Genomic DNA, 19,055 nt, shown 5'->3' on the forward strand with positions numbered 1-19,055 from the left:
AGAGTGATTCCCATGGCCAAGCGCATCGACGTAAGCGGCCTGTCCGCCTACTACGGCGGCTTCCGCGCCATCGACGACATATCCATGACCGTCGAACCCCGCTCCGTGACCGCCTTCATCGGCCCCTCCGGCTGCGGCAAGTCCACCTTCTTGCGCACCCTCAACCGCATGCACGAGGTCACCCCCGGCGGCCGGGTCGAGGGCAAGGTGATGCTCGACGACGAGGACCTGTACGGCACGGGCGTGGACCCGGTCTCCGTACGCCGCACCATCGGCATGGTCTTCCAGCGGCCCAACCCGTTCCCGACGATGTCCATCTACGACAACGTCGCGGCCGGCCTGCGCCTCAACGGCGACTTCAAGAAGAAGGACCTCGACGGCATCGTCGAGAAGTCCCTCAAGGGCGCCAACTTGTGGAACGAGGTCAAGGACCGCCTGAACAAGCCCGGCTCGGGCCTCTCCGGCGGCCAGCAGCAGCGGCTGTGCATCGCGCGCGCCATCGCCGTCGAACCGCAGGTGCTGCTCATGGACGAGCCGTGCTCGGCACTCGACCCGATCTCCACCCTCGCCATCGAGGACCTGATCGGCGAGCTGAAGTCGCGCTTCACGATCGTCATCGTGACGCACAACATGCAGCAGGCGGCCCGCGTCTCGGACCGCACCGCGTTCTTCAACCTCGCCAAGGTGGGCGACCCCGGCCGCCTCGTCGAGATCGACGACACACAGCGGATCTTCTCCAACCCGTCGGTCCAGGCCACCGAGGACTACATCTCGGGCCGCTTCGGGTGAACGCCGACGGGTGAAGGCCGGGCGGCTTTCACCCCACTGACCGCCCGCGGTGCTGCATGGCGGTGCCACCGCGGGCACCCTTCCCTCCGGGCGGGGGCGCGTTGTTGTGAGGTGCGGTGTCGTTACCTCTGCGGCGGCGCCCCCGCTTGCGTTCAGGCTCTCCCCCAGCCTTCGGGCCGGGAGGTGCCCCCACATCGCCGGACGGGCTGTTCGCAGCCCGTCCGGCGATGTGGGGGCACAGAAACCAGGAGGCCCGGCCGCCTCAAGAAGGAAACGGTGAAAAGGCGGGGGCAAGAGCCGAACCGGCGCGAGCCCAACCGCGGCCCTCAGCCGAAGACCAGCTTGACCGCCCAGAAGACGACGGCCGCGGTCACCGCCGCGGCGGGCATCGTGATGAACCACCCCAGGATGATGTTCTTCGCGACCCCCCAGCGCACCGCGCTGACCCGCTTGGTGGCGCCCACGCCCATGATCGCCGAAGTGATCACGTGCGTGGTCGAGATCGGCGCGTGGAACATGAACGACGCGGTGTACATCACGGAGGCGGCGGTGGTCTCCGCCGCGAAACCCTGCGGCGGGTCGAGTTCGATGATGCGCCGCCCCAGCGTGCGCATGATCCGCCAGCCTCCCGCGTACGTACCCAGCGAAAGCATCGCCGCGCAGGCGATCTTGACCCAGACCGGGATCTCGTTGTGCTCCTGGACCTCGGCGATACTCAGGGCCATCACCACGACGCCCATGGTCTTCTGCGCGTCCTGGAGGCCGTGCCCCAGCGCCATGCCGGCGGCGGAGACGGTCTGCGCTATACGGAAGCCCCTCTTGGCGCGGTGCGGGTTCGACTTGCGGAAGAGCCACAGGATGACGCACATCACCAGGTAGCCGAGCAGCAGCCCGATGATCGGCGAGATGAACATCGGCAGCACGATCTTCTCGATCACGCCGGACCAGTGCACGGCGATACCGCCCGCGAGCGCCGCGCCCACCATGCCGCCGAACAGTGCGTGGCTGGAGGACGAGGGCAGGCCGAAGTACCAGGTGACGAGGTTCCAGGCGATGGCGCCGACGAGCGCGGCGAACAAGATGCCCATGCCGCTGGAGCCGTGCGGGGTCTGGATGAGCCCTTCGCTCACCGTCTTGGCGACGCCGCTGCCGAGGAAGGCACCCGCGAGGTTCATCACGGCGGCCATGGCCAGCGCGGCGCGCGGGGTCAGCGCGCGCGTGGAGACCGAGGTCGCGATGGCGTTCGCGGAGTCGTGGAAGCCGTTCGTGTAGGTGAAGAAGAGCGCGACCCCGACGGTCATGATCAGCGCGAAGGTGTCCACGGAGGGTCAGGACTCCTTGACCGCGATGGTCTCGACGGTGTTGGCGACGTGCTCGAACGCGTCGGCCGCCTCCTCCAGCACATCGACGACCTGCTTGAGCTTCATGACCTCGATCGCGTCGTACTTGCCGTTGAACAGGTGCGCGAGCAGCTTGCGGTGGATCTGGTCGGCCTGGTTCTCCAGGCGGTTGACCTCGATCCAGTACTCGGTGAGGTTCGCCATGGTGCGCAGGTTCGGCATGGCCTCGGCGGTCAGCTCGGCCGCCCGCGAGAGGACCTCGATCTGCTGCTCGACCCCCTTGGGCAGCTCCTCGATCTGGTAGAGGACGACGAGATCGACGGCCTCCTCCATGAAGTCCATGATGTCGTCGAGCGAGGACGCGAGGTTGTAGATGTCCTCACGGTCGAACGGCGTGATGAAGGAGGAGTTGAGCTGGTGGAAGATCGCGTGCGTCGCGTCGTCCCCCGCATGCTCGGCGGCCCGCATCCGTTCGGCGATCTCGGCGCGCGCGGAGGAATCCGCCCCGAGCAGTTCCATGAGGAGCTTCGAGCCCGTCACGATGTTGTCCGCGGATGCCGCGAACATGTCGTAGAAGCTCGTCTCCCTGGGGGTCAGACGAAAGCGCACTGGGGGTCCTCGGAATGCATCGGTGTCGGTCGAGTTGATGCTAGGCGCATCATCCGGCCACGGCGAACCGGCGACCCCCAGTGTCACCCATGGAGGCTCGCGCACTGAAGCGGGCTCCGCGAAGTCCGGTATCATATACCCGCCAGGGGTATCGAGACGAGGTGTGGAACACAACCGTCCGCCCCTCTTCGACCACGGGAGGACCTCATGACGTCGCCAGAGGCGCACACGCCGGACACTGTGGCGGAGGCCACCTCCGAGGCGTGCTCGGCACACCAGGTCACCGGCGAACACGGCTACACCAAGAACAAGGACGCGCACCTCAAACGGCTGCGCCGGATCGAGGGCCAGATCCGCGGACTCCAGCGCATGGTGGACGAAGACGTCTACTGCATCGACATACTCACCCAGGTCTCGGCCTCCACCAAGGCCCTCCAGTCCTTCGCGCTCCAGCTCCTGGAGGAGCACCTGCGCCACTGCGTCGCCCACGCGGCGCTGGACGGCGGCGCCGAGATGGACGCCAAGGTCGAAGAGGCCACCGCCGCCATCGCCCGCCTGATGCGGACCTGACCCGGAACCCGTTCCCGGCCGGACGTGTTCCCAGTCCGGCCCAGCCTCCGGCCCGACCCGGAAGCGGCCCGGCGGTCCCGGCGCGCGGGCGCGGGCCTCAGCGGGGGGCGCGGGCCTCAGCGGCGGGGCGCGGGCCTCAGCGGCGGGGCGCCTCGTCCAGATCGCCCGCCGCGCGGCGGAGCACCTCGTCGATGTGCGCCACGCTCAGCGGACCCTCGGCCGCGGACGCGGCGATCATCAGCTCGCCGCACAGCTCGATCTCGGCGAGGGCCACGTGGTCCTGGAGCCGAGATCGTCGCTGGCCACGGCCCCCACGGCCGTCGCCCCTGTCGTCAGGCGTCGATACAGGCACACGTATCACCTCCTGTGCTCCTCGGACCGGGCTACGGAGCCGCCCCCGCATGCCGCTCCCCTGCGCCAGAGCCCCAGCGTAGGGAGTGCCACACCCTCCGCGCATGGCACTTCCGAACCATTTCGCATCGGGCCGCCTCCTCTGTACGGACCCCTTCGGACCCCTTCGGAACTCTGCGGAACTCTCCGAATCCCTCCGCGGGATGCGCGGGTTCCCTCCCTCTCGGCACAGAACCCAGCGCGCCGGCGCCGACCCCCACATGTCAGCGCGCAGCCACCCGGGCCCGGAGGACCCGCGACCGACCCTTACGGTGCCGCGATCTTGCCCGCGTAGATGTCGCGCGGCTCGGGCATCACGACCCGCACCCGCGTCCCGAAGCCGTCCAGGCTGGTCGTCGAGGTGACGACGATGCCCTCGCCGTCCTCGGCTGCACCACCCGCAGAGGACGAGGCAGGCGAGGCGGGCGAGGCGGCCGGACCTGCGGAGCCTGCCGAACCCGCCGCCCCCGCCGAACCCGCGGGGCTCCCGGCGAAGGTGAAGCGGTGCTGAACCTTCCGCAGGCGCCCCTGCCCGTCGAGATAGGCGTCAAACGGCACCCGGTGCCCGGAAAACCCCTTCTCCGCCGCCCGCAACTGCCGCTGCGCCCGCGGGGGTGCGGCCACGGCGGCGCGCTCGATGTCCACCACCCCGCTGAAGTGCCACACCCGCTCCCCGTCCAGCTCATCGGTGCCCTCGTAGACCATTCGGCGCGCGCCGCGCAGCAGTTCGGCGGCGCTCACGGGGTCGGTGGCGCCGCCGGTCACCAGGTTTCCGTCCGGGAGGCTCGTGGTGTCCAGGCGGACCCATTTGTCGTCGGGGACCCCGGCGCCCCGGTTCTTCATATAGAGCGCGCCGGGTGCGATCAGTTCGGTGACCGGCCTGCGCTCCCCGGGCCGGGCGCCCTGGGCGCCGCTGGGCAGCATGATCTTCAGCCGGCCGGTGCGGCGCGCGAGGTCGAAGGCCCCTCTGCCGCCGACGGTGACCCGGGTGCCGCCGCTGGTCATCTCCATGGAGGTGCGCACCCGCGCGCTCCCGGCGGCGGTCAGGGTCTCGGCGGCCCGCCGTACCGCTGCCGCGTCCGGCGGGCCGCCGGGCTTCGCGCCGGTGGCCGCGGCGCCGCCCGGCGAGCATCCCGTCGCGGTGAGGAGCGTCACGCCGGCCGCACCGGCCGCGGCCAGGACCCGGACGGTGACCGCGCCGCCTCGTTCGTGCCGCACCTGTGTCATGTCCTGCCGATCCCTCGTCCGGTCACTGCCCGGTCCGGCCCGCCCCGCTGTCGCCAGTCCTGCCGTCGCGTCGTGCGGGCCCGGCCGGTTCAACGAGGCCCTGTCAGCTGCCGTCACGGCCCAAGTACGGTGGTCACGTGCGAGAGCGAGCCCCCGAACACCAGCCGGACGCCGCCCGTGCACCGCACCCGGCCTCGGTCCAGGAGCGCGGCTCCTTCTGCTGGGCGAGCTGCGGCTGCGGCTGGCGCGGCCCGGGACGCAGGGCCCGGGACCGGGCCCGCGCGGACGCCCGGGAGCACGAAGCCACCGCCCCGTCCGCCCCCGCCGCCCCACCCCACGAAGCTCCGCCCCCGCCGGGCGGCCCGGCGGGGGCGGAGCAGAGGTACGAGCAGCGCTGACGTAAGCGGTGACGCGCGGGGAGAGGCCGTACGGCTCAGGCGGCCAGGTCGGCTCAGGCGGCCAGGTCGCGGTCTCCCGAGCGGCGGACGCGGGCCCCGTCCTGCTGGGGTGCGGCCCCGGGCTCGCCCGTGCCGGGACCGGCCGGGCCCGCCCACAGGAGCGACCGCAGCCGGGGGGAGTTGGCCAGGCCCCGGACGGCTGGGGTCAGCGCCCACATCGCGAGGGGTGCCAGGAGCAGTGCGACGGCGGTGCCCAGCGCCAGCCCGCCGATGACATCGGTGGGGTAGTGCACCCCCATGTAGACGCGGCAGAAGCCCTCCAGCACGGCCAGGGCGATCGCGTAGAGGCCGAACTTGCGGTGGACCATGAAGATGCCGACGGCGATGGCCATGGTGAGCGTGGCGTGGTCGCTCACGAACGAGAAGTCGGTCTTGCCCTGGACCAGGACCTCCACGCCCTTGTGTTCCAGGAAGGGCCGGGGCCGCTCCACGAAGCCGCGGATCGGGATGTTGACCGCCAGTGCGATCAGCGCCGCCAGTGGCGCCCACAGCAGCCCGGCGAAGCCGGTCACCGCCTCGTCGAGGGTCTCGCGCTTGCGCGTCACCCCCCACCAGGCCCACAGGGCGAGGATGACCAGGCCCACGGCGATGCCGTACTCGCCGACGTACTCCATGATCCGGTCGGCCCAGGTGGGCGCGTCCTTGGCCAGGCCGTTGATCTCGTGGAGCAGTTCGACATCAGGGTTGTCCCAGGCTGCCATCGCGGTGCGGCCCCTCACTTCGGGTTCGTGTGCTCATCGCTGGATCTTCGCTGACGACCCCCCGTGGTCGCGGTGCGGAATTCCCGTTCCGCAGAGGAAAAACGCCCTGCACCGGGTGAACCGTTCCACTCTTACCGAACGATCACCAGGACGTTACCCAAGAGTGACACGTTCCCGCAGCTCAGGGCCTGTGCCTCACGGATTGTTGACGGAATCCTCCACGGTTCCCCCACTACTCCCCGCCACCACCGCCGGTCACCTGCCGGTCACCCATCGGTCGGCCGGGTGGCGCCGAAGTACTTGGGGGTGTCGATCGGGTCGAACCTGATCTTGGCACCGGTGTAGGGCGCGTCGATCATGTAGCCGCCGCCGACATAGATGCCGACGTGATCGATGGAGCGGGAGTTGTTCAGATCGGTGCCGAAGAAGACCAGGTCACCCGGCATCAGCTCGTCACGTTTGGGATGCGGACCGGTGTTGTACTGATCGTTGGCGACGCGGGGCAGGTCAATGCCCACCGACCGGTACGCCGCCAGCGTCAGGCCCGAGCAGTCGAACCGGCCGCCCTGCTCCGGGGTGCCGTTGCCGCCCCACAGATAGGGGGTGCCCAGCTTCTCCTGGGCGTAGGTGATGGCGCCTGCGGCCTGCTTGGAGGGATCGAGGCGGGCCTTCTTGTCGGCGGCGAAGCTCTGTTCCATCTTGCGGATGGTGGAGACGTAGTTCTTGGTCTCCTGGTAGGGCGGCACCCCGCCGTACTTGATGACCGCGTACGCGCCCGCGTTGTAGGCCGCGAGCATGTTGTCCGAGACGTTCCCGGGCGCGTCCTTGACGTACTTGGCCAGTTTGCAGTCGTAGTTGGCCGCCGACGGAATGGCGTCCTCCGGGTCCATCACATCGCGCTTGCCGTCACCGTTGCCGTCTATCCCGTGGGTGGCCCAGGTGCCGGGGATGAACTGCGCTATGCCCTGGGCCTGGGCCGGGCTCTTGGCATCAGGGCGCCAGCCGCTCTCCTGGTAGAGCTGCGCGGCGAGCAGCGCGGGGTTGAGCGCCCGGCACTTGTTGCCCCACTTCTGCACCAGGCCCGCGTAGGCAGCCGGCACCGAGCCCTTGGCCAGGCTCACCGCCCCGCCCACTCCCTGTGACAGCCCGGCGGCGGCCATGTATGTGCCCACGAAGAGGAGCGCGACGAACAGGGACAGCCCGCCCAGCCCGCCGCCGACAGCCAGCAGCCACGCCTTTTTGCGGCGCACTCCTCAACCACCCCCCTGCGGACACCGGTTCAGTGACGACAGCCGCGCGACGGCCGTCCGGGGGACATCCTTCCAGCCGCGACGTGCGGAGGAAACGCGTATCGTGCCGCCTCTGTGGCTCGAATACGACCCCCGTGTTTTCCCCGCCGGGGCCCGCCCCGCCCCCGTATCAGCCGTACTGGCCTTCGGTTACCGGGCGTTCGCCGTGGACGGGAACGCTTCGGGCCGTTACCGCTGGGGCTCCTGAGGCGGCGAGGACGACCAATTCCGCTCGGACGACGAAGCGGCCCCGCACCCCGTCCCGCACTCCGCCCCGGACACCCCAGCGGTCCCTGCCCGGCCCTCGGCGGGCCTGGAAGAAGGCGCGGGCGCCGCCAATGCACCAGAGCTGAAGAAACGTCGGGCCCGTTGGCACGGCCCGTGCCCTCACCGGCACGCGGGCGCACGCCACTTCGCCTCGGCGGAGCGCACGCCGTTGTCACGGGGCCATGGCACAATCCGTCAGAGACAACCTTCGAACTAGGGCGGTGAGTTCACCATGCTCTTGGCCGCTGACAAAGGCGATATCTCCACCATCATCGGCGGAATCGCCCCGGACTGGGGCCCCTTCGGCTCGCTCGGAAACGAAGCCCGGGTGATGATCGAGGTCGTGATGGCGGTAGCCATCCTGCTGTGCCTCGGCATCGCCATCTGGGGCGCCGCGAAGCAGCGAATCGGGGCCACGGCACTGCGGGACACCTTCAGCGCCGAGCAGGGCAAGGGCCTGATCGTCGCCGGACTGACCGGCGTCTTCATCATCGGCTCGCTCGGCACGGTCTTCACCATCGTCTACGGCATGGCGGTCTAACGCACGCGCCGCCTCCCCGTACCCACCGCCGGGCCCCACCACGCCCCGGCCCCCTCGTCCTGCCCCAGCCCGTCCCGGCCCGTCCACATTCCGGCTCCGCTCCCGGCTTCCGCTGCCCCTGGCTCCTCGACCCGTCCGCACCCCGCCCCGGCGCGCCGCGTCCCGATACGCCGCGCCCCGGCGGCACGCTTTGTTCCAGTAACCCTCCCGCGCCCCGACACCCGAGCGCGCCCTGCTTCATGAGGAGTTCCATGGACATCGTGAACCCCGCCCTTGAGGACTACCTCCTCGCCCACTGCACACCGGCCGACGAGATCCTCCGCGAACTGGTGGAGGAGACCCACGCGGCCGTGCCCGGCACACCGATGCAGATCTCGCAGGACGAGGGCGAGTTCCTGACGATGCTCGTCCGGCTCACCGGCGCGAAGAACGCCGTCGAGGTAGGGGTGTTCACCGGATACTCCTCGATCTGCATCGCCCGCGGCCTGCCGGAGGACGGCCGGCTGATCGCGTGCGACATCTCCGAGGAGTGGACGAGCATCGCGCGCCGGTACTGGCAGCGGGCCGGGCTCACCGACCGCATCGACCTGCGCCTGGCCCCGGCGGCCGACACCCTGCGCGCCCTCCCCCGGGAGCCGGCCGTGGACTTCGCGTTCATCGACGCGGACAAGGTCGGCTACCCGACGTACTACGAGGAGCTGGTGACCAGGCTGCGCCCCGGCGGCCTCATCGTCCTCGACAACGTGCTGCGCGCCGGCCGCGTCGTGGACCCCGCCATACAGGACGACGCGGACATCGCCATCCGCCGGACCAACGACACGATCACGGCGGACAGCCGGGTGGAGTCGGTGATGCTGCCCCTGCGCGACGGGGTCACGCTGGTACGCAAGCGCGCATAGGCGCGCGGGGAGAGCGCGGAGGGGCGCGGGAGAGCGTGGCCGCGCGGGAGAGCGGGGGCCCGGCGTGCGCAGGACTCGGCGGGCATTCGCAGGACTCGGCGGGCGTTCGCGAGACGGGGCGGACGTGCGCAAGGCTGGGCGGGCGTGCACAAGGCCGGGATGCGGGCGTTCGCTGGGTTCGCGGGGAGGCCGTGCGCTCGCGGAGAGGCTCCGCGAGCCGGTCGCACTCCCCCGACCAGCAGCGCTCAGACCTTCGCCTGGCCGAACGGATCGACTTCGGTCAGCAGCCTGTCGATGCGCGCCTTGTCCACTCTGTTCGTCACCTCCGACGCTTCCTGCCGGTCCCGGACGCACTTGGCCAGCGTGAAAGCCGAGGAGACGACGAAGACCAGGCCGAGCGCCAGAAAGCCGCGCTCCCACTGTCCGACCGGCAGCCGGACGATCCCGATCAGCAGCGCGGCGAGCGCCAGCCCGAACGCGATGGCCGACTGCGCGAAGAACGCGGTGGTGGTGGGGCGTTGGATCGTGGGCGTCGATTCAGTCATGCGCCCAGCGTGCCGCGCCGCTCCCCCTCGCACATGGGTACGGGTACTCAATTCCGGCGGGCCCCGCCTCCCCCTCAGCCGCCCTCCGCGCGGCGCCCCGTGCGAGGGCCCGGACGGGGGCCGAGCGGGGGCCGGACATGAGCGTGGGCAAGCCATGGACGGGGGCCTGCACACGGGCCTGCACGTGGACCGGGGCAAGACATGGACATGGCACGTTAGGCGCCGGGGTGGCCGGATATAGCCTGTCGCCACTGACCCCATGCGTCACATGGGTACAACATCCACGGGGACCCGATGAAGACCTCGCACGCGATATCCGCCTCCACTCTCCTCGCCGTGACCGTGGCGCTCCTCGGTACCGCGGGCTGCGGAAGCGACAACGACGGCGGGAGCCGCAAGTCCAAGGCCGGCAGCAGCACCAGCAGCTCGTCGGAGGGCAACTCGCCGAAGGGCGACGGCTCGCGCACGGGAAAGAACACGAAGACACGCGGCCCGGTCACCGTCAGCCAGGCCAACGCCCTGGTGGACCGCTACGAGAAGCTCAACAACAAGGCCAACAAGAGCCGCAGCGCCGACCTCAACGCCACCTTCGAATCCGGCGCTCTGCGCCGGCAGTCACTCGCGCAGTTCCGTCAGTACCCGGCCTTGACCAAGAAAGAGCAGCGCGACTACGGCAAGCCCTTCACCTACGCCGACCGGAAGTTCCACATACCCGCCGACCGCGAGTGGTTCATGGCCGACGTGCTAGGAAAGGGCTCCGGTTTCGGCAAGAAGGACCGCCGCGTACTCGTCTTCGACCGCGGCAGCGCCGACGGCAGGTGGAAGATGGTGGCCGCCGTCAACATCACCACCTTCCCCAAGGTCAGCGAGAACGCCGACGGCACCGCCCAAGCCGCCGCCCCCACCCGCAAGAACGGGGTCCTCGCCCCCGCGGACCTCACCGACGCCGTCAACGACCTGATGGAGACCGGCGGTACGGCCAAGGCGCGCACCACCCTGGCCGACACCCCGGTCGCCAAGACGACCCGCAGCTGGTACACCGACCGCAACAAGAAGCTGAGCGGCGCCGCCGTCGCCTACAAGGGCATGAAGACGCCGTACGACGAGGTGTACGCGCTCAGGACGGGCAACGGGGTCGTCGCCGTCTTCAACGGCGCCGTGCGCAGCGTCGAGCGCTCCACCACCAACTACATCCGGCCAAGCAAGGCCACCAGCGTCTACACCGGGCCCGAACAGAGCACCTTCTTCCAGCTGGACTACCTTTACCAGGGCATCGCCACCATCCCCGACACCGGCAAGGCCGAACTCCTCGGCCGCGACTCGGAGATGACCGGCGCGGCCCGCACCCCCACCGGCGGCGAGTACACCCAGTCCCCGCCACGCTCCGGCTCCTGACCCGTACGCACGGCGCCCCGCGCCCCGTACCCGGCGGGAAGGTGGCCGGCACGAGGGCGGTACGAGGACGTGGGCACAAGGCGGGGTCGTGCCCCGCGCACACGGCACATGGCACGCGCGGCGGGCATACGCCAGGGGCAGGAGACCGACAGCGTGACGGGTGTCACCCGGCGGTACATCAGCGCCTGACGGGCAATCCGACGGGAATGATGCACGGAGGCGCACCCCGCCCAGGGCCGGGATGCTTCTGTCCGCCTCCTCGCTCACGGCACATGACGGCGGCAGCGCGGCTAACGTCGAGTGAGGGGACAATACTCGGACGGCAGTTGGAAAAAGAATTGAGCGCGAGGGGGCCATCCCGGCATGAGTGACGGCGGCGAGTACGGGCGCGCACACGACCCCGCGGGCCCGGGCGGCCCGGACCCGGCCTACGGCCGGGGCCCCGGCGGCCTCACCACGCGCACCCGCCTGCCCGGATCCGAGATCGGCGGAGGCCGGCCACCGGCCCGGCCGGGGCGCAGCCTGATCACGGTCGTGGCGGTGGTCGTCCTGCTCATCGCCGCCATCGCCTTCGTCAACCGGGGCGGCGGCGACGGGGACGGCAAGGGCGACGGTTCCGGCGAGGGGCGCAACGGGGGCGCACAGGCCCAGCCCACCGCCCCCACAGGCCAAAAACCCGTCAAACCCGGCACCGACACCCCCGCCTCGGGCTTCGCCCACACCGAGCAGGGGGCGCAGAGCGCGGCGGCGAACTACGCTGTCGCGTTGGTCTCGGCCGACATCCTCAAGGCCGCGAAACGGGACGACCTGGTCCGGCAGATCTTCGCCCCGGGCAAGGTTTCGGAGATGCGGCGCAAGATGGACGAGGCGTACTCGGCGAAGTTCCTCGGCAACCTCGGCCTGGACAAGGACGGCGAGCCGAAAGAGGGCACGAAATACGTCTCCCGCACAGCTCCCATGGGCACGAAGGTCCGTAAATACAGCGGCGGTTCAGCCAGACTCGACGTGTGGTGCACGGGGGTGTTCGGTAATGCGGGCGACAAGTCCACCACCCCCGTCACAAGCGACTGGTTCACGCTCAGCATCGAACTGAAGTGGGCACAGGGGGACTGGAAGGTTCAAAGCTACAAACAGAAGGAAGGGCCAGCCCCCGTGAACGGCGACAACAGGGCCTCCGGCGCCGACGAGATCGCCGCCGCCGTCGACGAGTACGGAGGGTTCACCTATGCACGCTAGCCCTCGACGCCGCATCGCTGCGGTCGGGTCCGCTCTGGCCGGCCTTCAAGCAAGTGCCCTCCTCTTCGCCACCCGTGTCATGGCCGAGCCGGAGGACTGCGACATCGTCACCGGCCCGGCCAAGGACTACTGCGAAAAAGGCGACAAAAACCCCGGTTCTGCCCCCTCCAACCCCGCCTCCGACCCCACCGCCGCCACCGACCCCCTGGCCTCCCTGGCGAAGGGCTGCGCCGAGGCGGCCTCCTGGACCGTGGACAAGCTGGCGAAGCTGGTGAACTCCACCACCAAGGTGGACTTCACCAATGGCGAGTTCCTGCGCCAGTACGCCGTCGTGTTCGCCGCCTCGACGATCCTGACGCTCACCTTGTGGCTGTTGGCCGTGGCCAAGCGGGCGGTGCGCGGGGCGCCGTTCACCGAGGCGTTCACCGAAGCGATCGGGTTCCTGTGGCTGACGGTGCTGGCCTCGGCGTTCACGCCGCTCATCCTCTATACCGTCGTCTCGGCGACCGACTCGATCACCGAGGTCATCGCCTCGGGCACGTCCGGCAAGACGGATCAGTTCTTCGGCACGTTCTCCGAGGCCCTCAAGAAGGGCAACGACATCGGCGGCGGCCCGATCATGCTGATCGTCGTCTCGCTGGTGTCGGTGCTGGCCGCCGGGGTGCTCTACCTCGAACTCGTCGTGCGCGCGGCGCTCCTGTACGTCGGTGCGCTGCTCGGCACAGCCGTCTACGCGGGCCTGGTCGACAAGAATCTGTGGGGGCACGTCCGCCGCTGGGCGGGCATCATGATCGCCGTGATCCTCGTCAAGCCCGTCATCGTGATAGTGCTCGGCCTCGCCGGCGCGCTCGCCGGCGGTGACGGGCCGGACGCGGTCTCGGCGGTCGTCTCGGGCCTGGCCATCATCCTGCTGGCCATCTTCGCCAGCGCGATGATCTACCGCTTCGTGCCCGGCTTCGGCGATGACATCGTCAACCACCGCAATGCGGTGCGCGACCCGGCTTCCCGCGCGGCGACCGCCGTCGTCTCCTCGCCCGCCGCACTCGTGCGCCAGGGCATCAACACGCACAGCGCGCGCGGCGCGCAGGGCGGCGCCCCCGCCGCCGCGTCCGCCGGGGCCAAGCAGTCCGGCAGCGCCGTCTCGGGCGGCGTGGCGGCACACAGCTCCCGCGGCGGAGGCGGGGGCGGTGGCGGAGGCGTCGAGGCGGGCCCGCCGTCCGTGCCCAAGCCGTCCGCTCCGCCCTCCGCGCCCGCCTCTCCCCACGCGGCGCGCCCGTCCCGTCAGAACAGCCAGAGCCCGCAGCGCAACCCCGGAGGTGACCGCGGATGACGACCCCGTCCCACACGGCAGGTCCCGGCGTCGCCACCCCGCGCCGTACGTACATGATCGGCAGGGCCCGCCCCAACGCCATCGTCGGCAAGAACCGGGAGACGGGCGAGATCGGCCTGATCATCGTCGGCGCCTTTCTCGGCATGATGAGTGGCCTGCTCATCCCCGTGCTCTCGCTGCGCATCCCGGCCCTCGTCGGCTTCCCGGTGCTCGCGCTCGCCGTGATCTACGTCCCGTACAAGGGCCGTACGTTCTACAAGTGGTTCGAGATCAACCGCTCGTACAAGAGGATGCTGCGCCGGGGGACCACCTACCGCTCCGAGGCCGCGGAGGCCGGGGTCCGGCTGGACGGCCGCGAGGTGGAGATCGGCCCGCCGCCCGGCGTCGGCCGCATCAACTGGCTGGCGGCGCCCTTCGGCCCGGACGAGATCGCGGTCCTGCTGCACGCCGACCGGCGTACCGTGACCGCCGCCATCGAGATCGAGGGCCCCGGCGTCGGGCTGCGCGACAGCGAGGACCAGGAAGCCCTGGTGGACCGCTTCGGCACCCTCCTGAAGCACGTGGCCAACGGCGACGGCTATGTCACCCGCCTCCAGATGCTGGCCCGCACCCTGCCCGCCGACCCGGACGCGCACGCCAAGGACGTCGCCCAGCGCGGCGACGAGCGGGCCGCCGCCTGGCTGCGCACCTCCTACGACCAGCTCCAGTCGATGGTCTCCACCTCCAGCGAGCAGCACCGCGCCTACCTCGTGGCCTGCATGCACTACGGGCGCGAACTGGCCACCGAGGGCGCCACCATCGCCAAGGCCGCACGCCGCACCGCCGGGCGCAGGCTGAGCAGGGACGAGGGCCTGGCCATAGTGATGGCCCGCGAACTCACCGACATCTGCGCCCGCCTGGCCGAGGCCGACATCCGGGTGCGCCAGCCGCTGGGCCAGGCACGGCTCTCCTCCCTGATCCACTCGATGTACGACCCGGACCACCCCATCGACCACATCCAGGCCATGACCAAGCGCAACGCCTGGCCGGCCGAGCTGGACGCGGTGGAGCCGACCTACCTCCAGGCCAAGACCCGCGAGTCCACCACCCGCGCCCCCTGGTGCCACGCCACGGCCTGGGTGAAGGAGTGGCCGATGACGCCCGTCGGCGTCAACTTCCTCGCCCCGCTGCTGGTCCACACCCCGGATGTGATCCGTACGGTGGCCGTGGCCATGGATCTGGAGCCGACGGAGCTGGCGATCGAGCGGATGCTGACGGAGAAGACCAACGACGAGGCGGAGGCCAGCCGCGCCGCCAAGATGAACCGCACGGTGGACCCCCGCGACATCGCCGCGCACGGCCGTGTCGATCAGCGTGGCGAGGACCTGGCCTCGGGCGCGGCCGGCGTCAACCTCGTCGGCTACATCACGGTCTCCTCCCGCTCCCCCGAGGCCCTGGCTCGCGACAAGCGCACCATCCGCGCCTCGGCCGGCAAGAGTTACCTGAAGCTGGAGTGGTGCGACAGGGAACACCACCGCGCCTTCGTGAACACCCTCCCCTTCGCCACAGGTATCCGCCGATGAAGCCGCCAGAGCCGCCGAAGCCGATGAAACCGCTGGGCAGGGCCCCCTCACCACCGGCAGCCGCCGATGGCGGGGACGACAGCGTCACGACGTCCCGCACCGCCGCTCCAGGCCGGAGGTAGCCGCCATGGCCGCGCTCGATCCGCTGTCCGCCGTCACCGAAGCCTTCACCAGCTTCCTCTTCGGCAAGACCGAGACGACCCGCCTGCCCGTACGCACCTCGACGGGCCAGGCGCAGGCCGTCTACCTGCCCACCGCGGCGCCGGGCCTCGGCGATTCCGGCGTCATCATCGGCCGCGAGGTCTACAGCGGGAAGGGCTACATCTACGACCCCTTCCAGCTCTACGGCCAGCAACTCCCCGCCCCGCACTGGCTGGTGCTCGGCGAGTCCGGCAACGGCAAGTCGGCGCTGGAGAAGACCTATGTGCTGCGCCAACTGCGCTTCCGCGACCGGCAGGTCGTCGTCCTCGACGCCCAGGGCGAGGACGGCGTCGGCGAGTGGAACCTCATCGCCGAGGAGATGGGCATCACCCCCATCCGGCTCGACCCCACCGCGGCACTCGACCAGGGCATCCGCCTCAACCCCCTGGATCCGGCCATCACGACGACGGGCCAGCTCGCGCTGCTGCGCACCATCATCGAGGTGGCGCTGGGCCACGGCCTGGACGAGCGCTCCGGCTTCGCGCTGAAGGTCGCGCACGCCTACGTCAACACGACCACGACCGACCGCCAGCCGATACTCACCGACATCGTCGAACAGCTCCGCCACCCCAAACCGGAGGCGGCCGAAGCGATGAACGTGGCGCTGGACGACGTACGCGCCTGGGGCCTGGATGTCGCCCTCGTCCTCGATCGCCTGGTGGACGGCGACCTGCGCGGCATGTTCGACGGACCCACGACGGTCGGCATCGACCTGGACGCGCCGCTGATCGTCTTCGACCTCTCCCACATCGACCGCAACTCCATCGCCATGCCGATCCTCATGGCGATCGTCGGCGTCTGGCTGGAACACACGTGGATCCGCCCCGACCGGCGCAAGCGGATCTTCCTGGTGGAGGAGGCGTGGCACATCATCAACAGCCCCTTCGTCGCGCAGCTGTTCCAGCGGCTGCTGAAGTTCGGCCGCCGCCTGGGCCTCTCGTTCGTCGCCGTCGTCCACCACCTCTCCGACGTGGTCGACGGCGCTGCGGCACGCGAGGCCGCCGCCATCCTCAAGATGGCGTCAACGAGAACGATCTACGCGCAGAAGGCCGACGAGGCACGCGCCACGGGCAAGGTCCTCGGCCTCCCGCGCTGGGCCGTGGAGATCATCCCCGCGCTCACCCCCGGCATCGCCGTCTGGGACGTCAACGGCAATGTGCAGGTCGTCAAACACCTGATCACCGAAGCCGAGCGGCCCCTCGTCTTCACCGACCGCGCCATGACGGAGAACTCGGCGCCGGTGCCGGGCCAGGACCCCTCGGCAGAGGCGCCCTTCGACGCCTCTCTGGAGGCCGATCTGGAAGCGGAGGCCGAGGCCCGCGCGCTGGCGATCGAACGCTCATCGCGCTCCAAGTCCTCCAACCCGACGGTCGCCTGACCCCACGAAGACCACGAAGGGGATCTTGCCCCGTGCGACGCGCCCCGGTTGAATGACGCTGCCGATGTCCTACGACGACCGCGAGTACCCACGCGAACCCCGGCCCCGACGTGGCCCGTACCCCGCCGCCTCCCACGACCCGAGTGCCCCCCAGGGGCGCGGGGGCGGCGGGGGCATTTCCGACGGCCTGCTGATCAGCGTGCTCGCCTTCCTCCTCGGCCTGACCCTCTTCGCCTGGACGGCGACGGGCCTCGCGGGCCTGTTCGCCCACGGCGCCTGGCCCGACCACGTGACCTTCGGCCACACCCCGCAGGCCGTCCGCGAACTCATCACCGAACCCCACAACCTCACAGACGCCTGGCCGCAGACACCGCCGGACCAACTATCCGGATACGGCCTGTTCTGGGGAATATTCCTCAGCCAGCTGATGGTCCTGATGGTCCTCACCGTCTTCGTCATGGGCACCGTGGCCCGCGCCCGCGCCGTACGACGGACGCGACGTCTGCGCGAGCAGCACCGCGAACCGGAACGAGACCCGGCGCGCGCGGGCCGCGAGACGGCGCACGAGCGGCCTCACGAGCACCGGCCCGGCCGCCACCCCCACGAACCCGCCGGCCCCACCCACAGCCCCACTGAGGCCCGTCCCTGGCCCGGAACGGCACACGACCCGGCCAACGGAACCCCGTCCGGACCGACGAACACGAGCACGAACGCGACGGCATACGGCGCAACGCCGCACACCGCAATGCCGCCCGCCGCAACGGACTTCAGGCAGAACACCCCGAACCCGGCCCCGCACACCACCGCGGCCACCGGCCCAACACCGGCCACGGTCGGCATGGCAGGCACGGCAGATCCGGCCGGTTCAGCGGGAACGACGGAAACACCAAGCGGCCTCCCACCCTCCCCCCGCACGCCAGGAACACCGGCCACACCGCCCCCCACCGCGCACGGCGAGACCGTCGGCGCCCGCAGCGCGCCGAGCACCGGTAACGCCGACGGCACGGGCCGGACCATCGGCGCGGGCAACCTCACCGGCACTGGGCGCGGAGCAGATGGCGGAGCCGCTCAGGACCCCGTCGCGCAGATCCTGGAGGCCCCCGGCGCCGTACTCGTCGCCGCGCCGACCCCCGCACTGTGGGCCGCCACCAAGACCGCACGCGCCAAACTCGGCCCCATCCACCTCTTCGATCCCACCCACGCGTGCGACACCCCCGACCGGCTGCGCTGGTCCCCGCACCACGGCTGCGCCGACCGCACCACCGCCGCCTCGCGCGCCACCGCGCTCCTCGCCCCGCTCCGCTCCCCGCGCCCCATCGACGCGACGACCCACACCGCGGCCGAGACCGTGCTGCGGTGCTGGCTGCACGCGGCGGCGCTGGAGAAGAAGCCGTTCCGCGAGGTGCACCGCTGGGCGCTGGCGACCTCCCCTGCCTCCGACCCGGTACGCATCCTGCGCAGCCACCCCAGATCAACATCGGGAGCCGGCGGCGAGTTGGAGGCCGTTCTCACCGGCCACCCCCAACTGCGCGCGGACGCCGTAGCCCTGATCCGCCGCGCACTGGCCCCTCTCGGGCAGCTGCACGTACGCAACGCGTGCTCGGCCGAGCGAGCCGATCGGCTCGCGTTGGAATCCTTCATCGACGAAACGGGCACGCTGTACGTAGTGGGCGAGGATCCGGAAGTGCTTCCGCTTCTCAACGCGCTCACCCAGAGCGTGGTCGAGCACGGCCGCCGCATGGCCGTACGGTCATCCGCCGGTCGGCTCGACCCACCACTGACCACCGTCCTGCGCCTGGCAGAAACGCTCTGAGGCAACCCGCCCCCGCGGACGAGAAGACAACGCGGCAAGCCCGACAGCCCGGCCCCCACAGCCTAGGCTGCCCGCCGCCGATCTCCCACAGGGCAACCTGCCCCCGCTGCCTCCCGGGAGGATTCCCAGAAGACGGTCGCCTTCTGTGTGAAGCTGCCCCGACCTGTTTTTGGGCATAAAAAAATAGCCCTGCCGGCCAGTGGCCAACAGGGCTATCTCTAAAAGAAGTTCGGCGGTGTCCTACTCTCCCACACGCTCCCGCATGCAGTACCATCGGCGCTGAAAGGCTTAGCTTCCGGGTTCGGAATGAGACCGGGCGTTTCCCTCACGCTATGACCACCGAAACACAATGAAACACACAACCAGCACACCCCATCTACGGGCGTATTGCGGTTGTTGTCTCAGAAACCACACAGTGGACGCGAGCACCTACGGACAAGCCCTCGGCCTATTAGTACCGGTCACCTCCACCCATTACTGGGCTTCCAGATCCGGCCTATCAACCCCGTCATCTC

At 70.3% G+C, this 19,055-nt stretch carries 19 protein-coding genes and 2 rRNA genes; 12 read left to right on the forward strand and 9 right to left on the reverse strand.

Going from position 1 to position 19,055, the window contains the following annotated elements:
* Window positions 1–12 precede the first annotated feature (12 nt).
* Window positions 13–789 carry a phosphate ABC transporter ATP-binding protein PstB gene (gene pstB / locus ABD339_RS20865; protein WP_344567909.1) on the forward strand — a complete coding sequence of 259 codons (777 nt, stop codon included), beginning with the start codon at window positions 13–15 and terminating at the stop codon, window positions 787–789.
* 326 nt (window positions 790–1,115) lie between these two features.
* On the opposite strand, the gene ABD339_RS20870 is transcribed toward pstB, so the two are convergent.
* Window positions 1,116–2,111: an inorganic phosphate transporter gene (locus tag ABD339_RS20870; protein ID WP_344567910.1), complete on the reverse strand. Its 996-nt coding sequence runs from the start codon at window positions 2,109–2,111 to the stop codon at window positions 1,116–1,118.
* Window positions 2,112–2,117: 6 nt separating this feature from the next.
* Complete coding sequence (locus tag ABD339_RS20875; RefSeq protein ID WP_326689460.1) at window positions 2,118–2,738, reverse strand: DUF47 domain-containing protein; 621 nt, start codon at window positions 2,736–2,738, stop codon at window positions 2,118–2,120.
* Between the two features lie 207 nt (window positions 2,739–2,945).
* On the opposite strand from ABD339_RS20875, the gene ABD339_RS20880 reads away from it, so the two are divergent.
* Complete coding sequence (locus tag ABD339_RS20880) at window positions 2,946–3,308, forward strand: metal-sensitive transcriptional regulator (RefSeq protein ID WP_344567911.1); 363 nt, start codon at window positions 2,946–2,948, stop codon at window positions 3,306–3,308.
* A 136-nt stretch (window positions 3,309–3,444) separates the two neighbouring features.
* On the opposite strand, the gene ABD339_RS20885 is transcribed toward ABD339_RS20880, so the two are convergent.
* Together ABD339_RS20885 and ABD339_RS20890 are read right to left on the reverse strand one after the other, a co-directional pair.
* On the reverse strand, window positions 3,445–3,660 hold the full coding sequence (locus ABD339_RS20885; protein ID WP_344567912.1) for a hypothetical protein: 216 nt from the start codon (window positions 3,658–3,660) through the stop codon (window positions 3,445–3,447).
* A gap of 305 nt (window positions 3,661–3,965) precedes the next feature.
* On the reverse strand, window positions 3,966–4,925 hold the full coding sequence (locus ABD339_RS20890) for an SCO4651 family lipoprotein (RefSeq protein ID WP_344567913.1): 960 nt from the start codon (window positions 4,923–4,925) through the stop codon (window positions 3,966–3,968).
* A gap of 137 nt (window positions 4,926–5,062) precedes the next feature.
* On the opposite strand from ABD339_RS20890, the gene ABD339_RS20895 reads away from it, so the two are divergent.
* Window positions 5,063–5,323, forward strand: a complete 261-nt coding sequence (locus ABD339_RS20895; protein WP_344567914.1) for a hypothetical protein — start codon at window positions 5,063–5,065, stop codon at window positions 5,321–5,323.
* A gap of 53 nt (window positions 5,324–5,376) precedes the next feature.
* On the opposite strand, the gene ABD339_RS20900 is transcribed toward ABD339_RS20895, so the two are convergent.
* Together ABD339_RS20900 and ABD339_RS20905 are read right to left on the reverse strand one after the other, a co-directional pair.
* Window positions 5,377–6,084 (reverse strand): phosphatase PAP2 family protein, encoded by a 708-nt coding sequence (locus ABD339_RS20900; RefSeq protein WP_344567915.1) that lies wholly within the window; start codon window positions 6,082–6,084, stop codon window positions 5,377–5,379.
* 266 nt (window positions 6,085–6,350) lie between these two features.
* Window positions 6,351–7,334 (reverse strand): C40 family peptidase, encoded by a 984-nt coding sequence (locus ABD339_RS20905; protein ID WP_344567916.1) that lies wholly within the window; start codon window positions 7,332–7,334, stop codon window positions 6,351–6,353.
* A gap of 103 nt (window positions 7,335–7,437) precedes the next feature.
* Between ABD339_RS20905 and ABD339_RS20910 the strand changes: the two genes are divergently transcribed.
* The 3 genes from ABD339_RS20910 (at window position 7,438) to ABD339_RS20920 (ending at window position 9,080) form a co-directional block, all read left to right on the forward strand.
* Window positions 7,438–7,581, forward strand: a complete 144-nt coding sequence (locus ABD339_RS20910) for a hypothetical protein (RefSeq protein ID WP_344567917.1) — start codon at window positions 7,438–7,440, stop codon at window positions 7,579–7,581.
* Window positions 7,582–7,872: 291 nt separating this feature from the next.
* Complete coding sequence (locus ABD339_RS20915; protein WP_326689451.1) at window positions 7,873–8,181, forward strand: hypothetical protein; 309 nt, start codon at window positions 7,873–7,875, stop codon at window positions 8,179–8,181.
* Window positions 8,182–8,432: 251 nt separating this feature from the next.
* The gene (locus ABD339_RS20920; protein ID WP_344567918.1) at window positions 8,433–9,080 is read left to right on the forward strand and encodes an O-methyltransferase; all 648 of its coding nucleotides are present in this window, start codon (window positions 8,433–8,435) and stop codon (window positions 9,078–9,080) included.
* A gap of 245 nt (window positions 9,081–9,325) precedes the next feature.
* On the opposite strand, the gene ABD339_RS20925 is transcribed toward ABD339_RS20920, so the two are convergent.
* Entirely contained in the window at window positions 9,326–9,625 is a 300-nt protein-coding gene (locus ABD339_RS20925) for a YiaA/YiaB family inner membrane protein (RefSeq protein WP_344567919.1), read from the reverse strand.
* A gap of 294 nt (window positions 9,626–9,919) precedes the next feature.
* Between ABD339_RS20925 and ABD339_RS20930 the strand changes: the two genes are divergently transcribed.
* From ABD339_RS20930 to ABD339_RS20955, 6 genes are all read left to right on the forward strand, one after another.
* Window positions 9,920–11,020, forward strand: a complete 1,101-nt coding sequence (locus ABD339_RS20930) for a DUF8094 domain-containing protein (protein WP_344567920.1) — start codon at window positions 9,920–9,922, stop codon at window positions 11,018–11,020.
* A gap of 363 nt (window positions 11,021–11,383) precedes the next feature.
* Window positions 11,384–12,256, forward strand: coding sequence for a DUF8175 domain-containg protein (locus ABD339_RS20935; RefSeq protein ID WP_344567921.1), 873 nt, complete (start codon window positions 11,384–11,386; stop codon window positions 12,254–12,256).
* On the forward strand, window positions 12,246–13,586 hold the full coding sequence (locus tag ABD339_RS20940; RefSeq protein WP_344567922.1) for a hypothetical protein: 1,341 nt from the start codon (window positions 12,246–12,248) through the stop codon (window positions 13,584–13,586). Before ABD339_RS20935 ends, ABD339_RS20940 begins: the two co-directional genes overlap by 11 nt.
* Complete coding sequence (locus ABD339_RS20945) at window positions 13,583–15,148, forward strand: SCO6880 family protein (protein ID WP_344567923.1); 1,566 nt, start codon at window positions 13,583–13,585, stop codon at window positions 15,146–15,148. Before ABD339_RS20940 ends, ABD339_RS20945 begins: the two co-directional genes overlap by 4 nt.
* Window positions 15,149–15,275: 127 nt before the next feature.
* Window positions 15,276–16,727 (forward strand): ATP-binding protein, encoded by a 1,452-nt coding sequence (locus tag ABD339_RS20950; protein ID WP_344567924.1) that lies wholly within the window; start codon window positions 15,276–15,278, stop codon window positions 16,725–16,727.
* Window positions 16,728–16,791: 64 nt separating this feature from the next.
* Window positions 16,792–18,540 carry a hypothetical protein gene (locus tag ABD339_RS20955; RefSeq protein WP_344567925.1) on the forward strand — a complete coding sequence of 583 codons (1,749 nt, stop codon included), beginning with the start codon at window positions 16,792–16,794 and terminating at the stop codon, window positions 18,538–18,540.
* Between the two features lie 227 nt (window positions 18,541–18,767).
* On the opposite strand, the gene rrf is transcribed toward ABD339_RS20955, so the two are convergent.
* Window positions 18,768–18,884, reverse strand: a 5S ribosomal RNA gene (rrf, locus tag ABD339_RS20960).
* Between the two features lie 87 nt (window positions 18,885–18,971).
* A 23S ribosomal RNA gene (locus tag ABD339_RS20965) occupies window positions 18,972–19,055 on the reverse strand; the annotation flags it as partial.

This window comes from Streptomyces axinellae (assembly GCF_039532135.1).
GTDB lineage: Bacteria > Actinomycetota > Actinomycetes > Streptomycetales > Streptomycetaceae > Streptomyces > Streptomyces axinellae.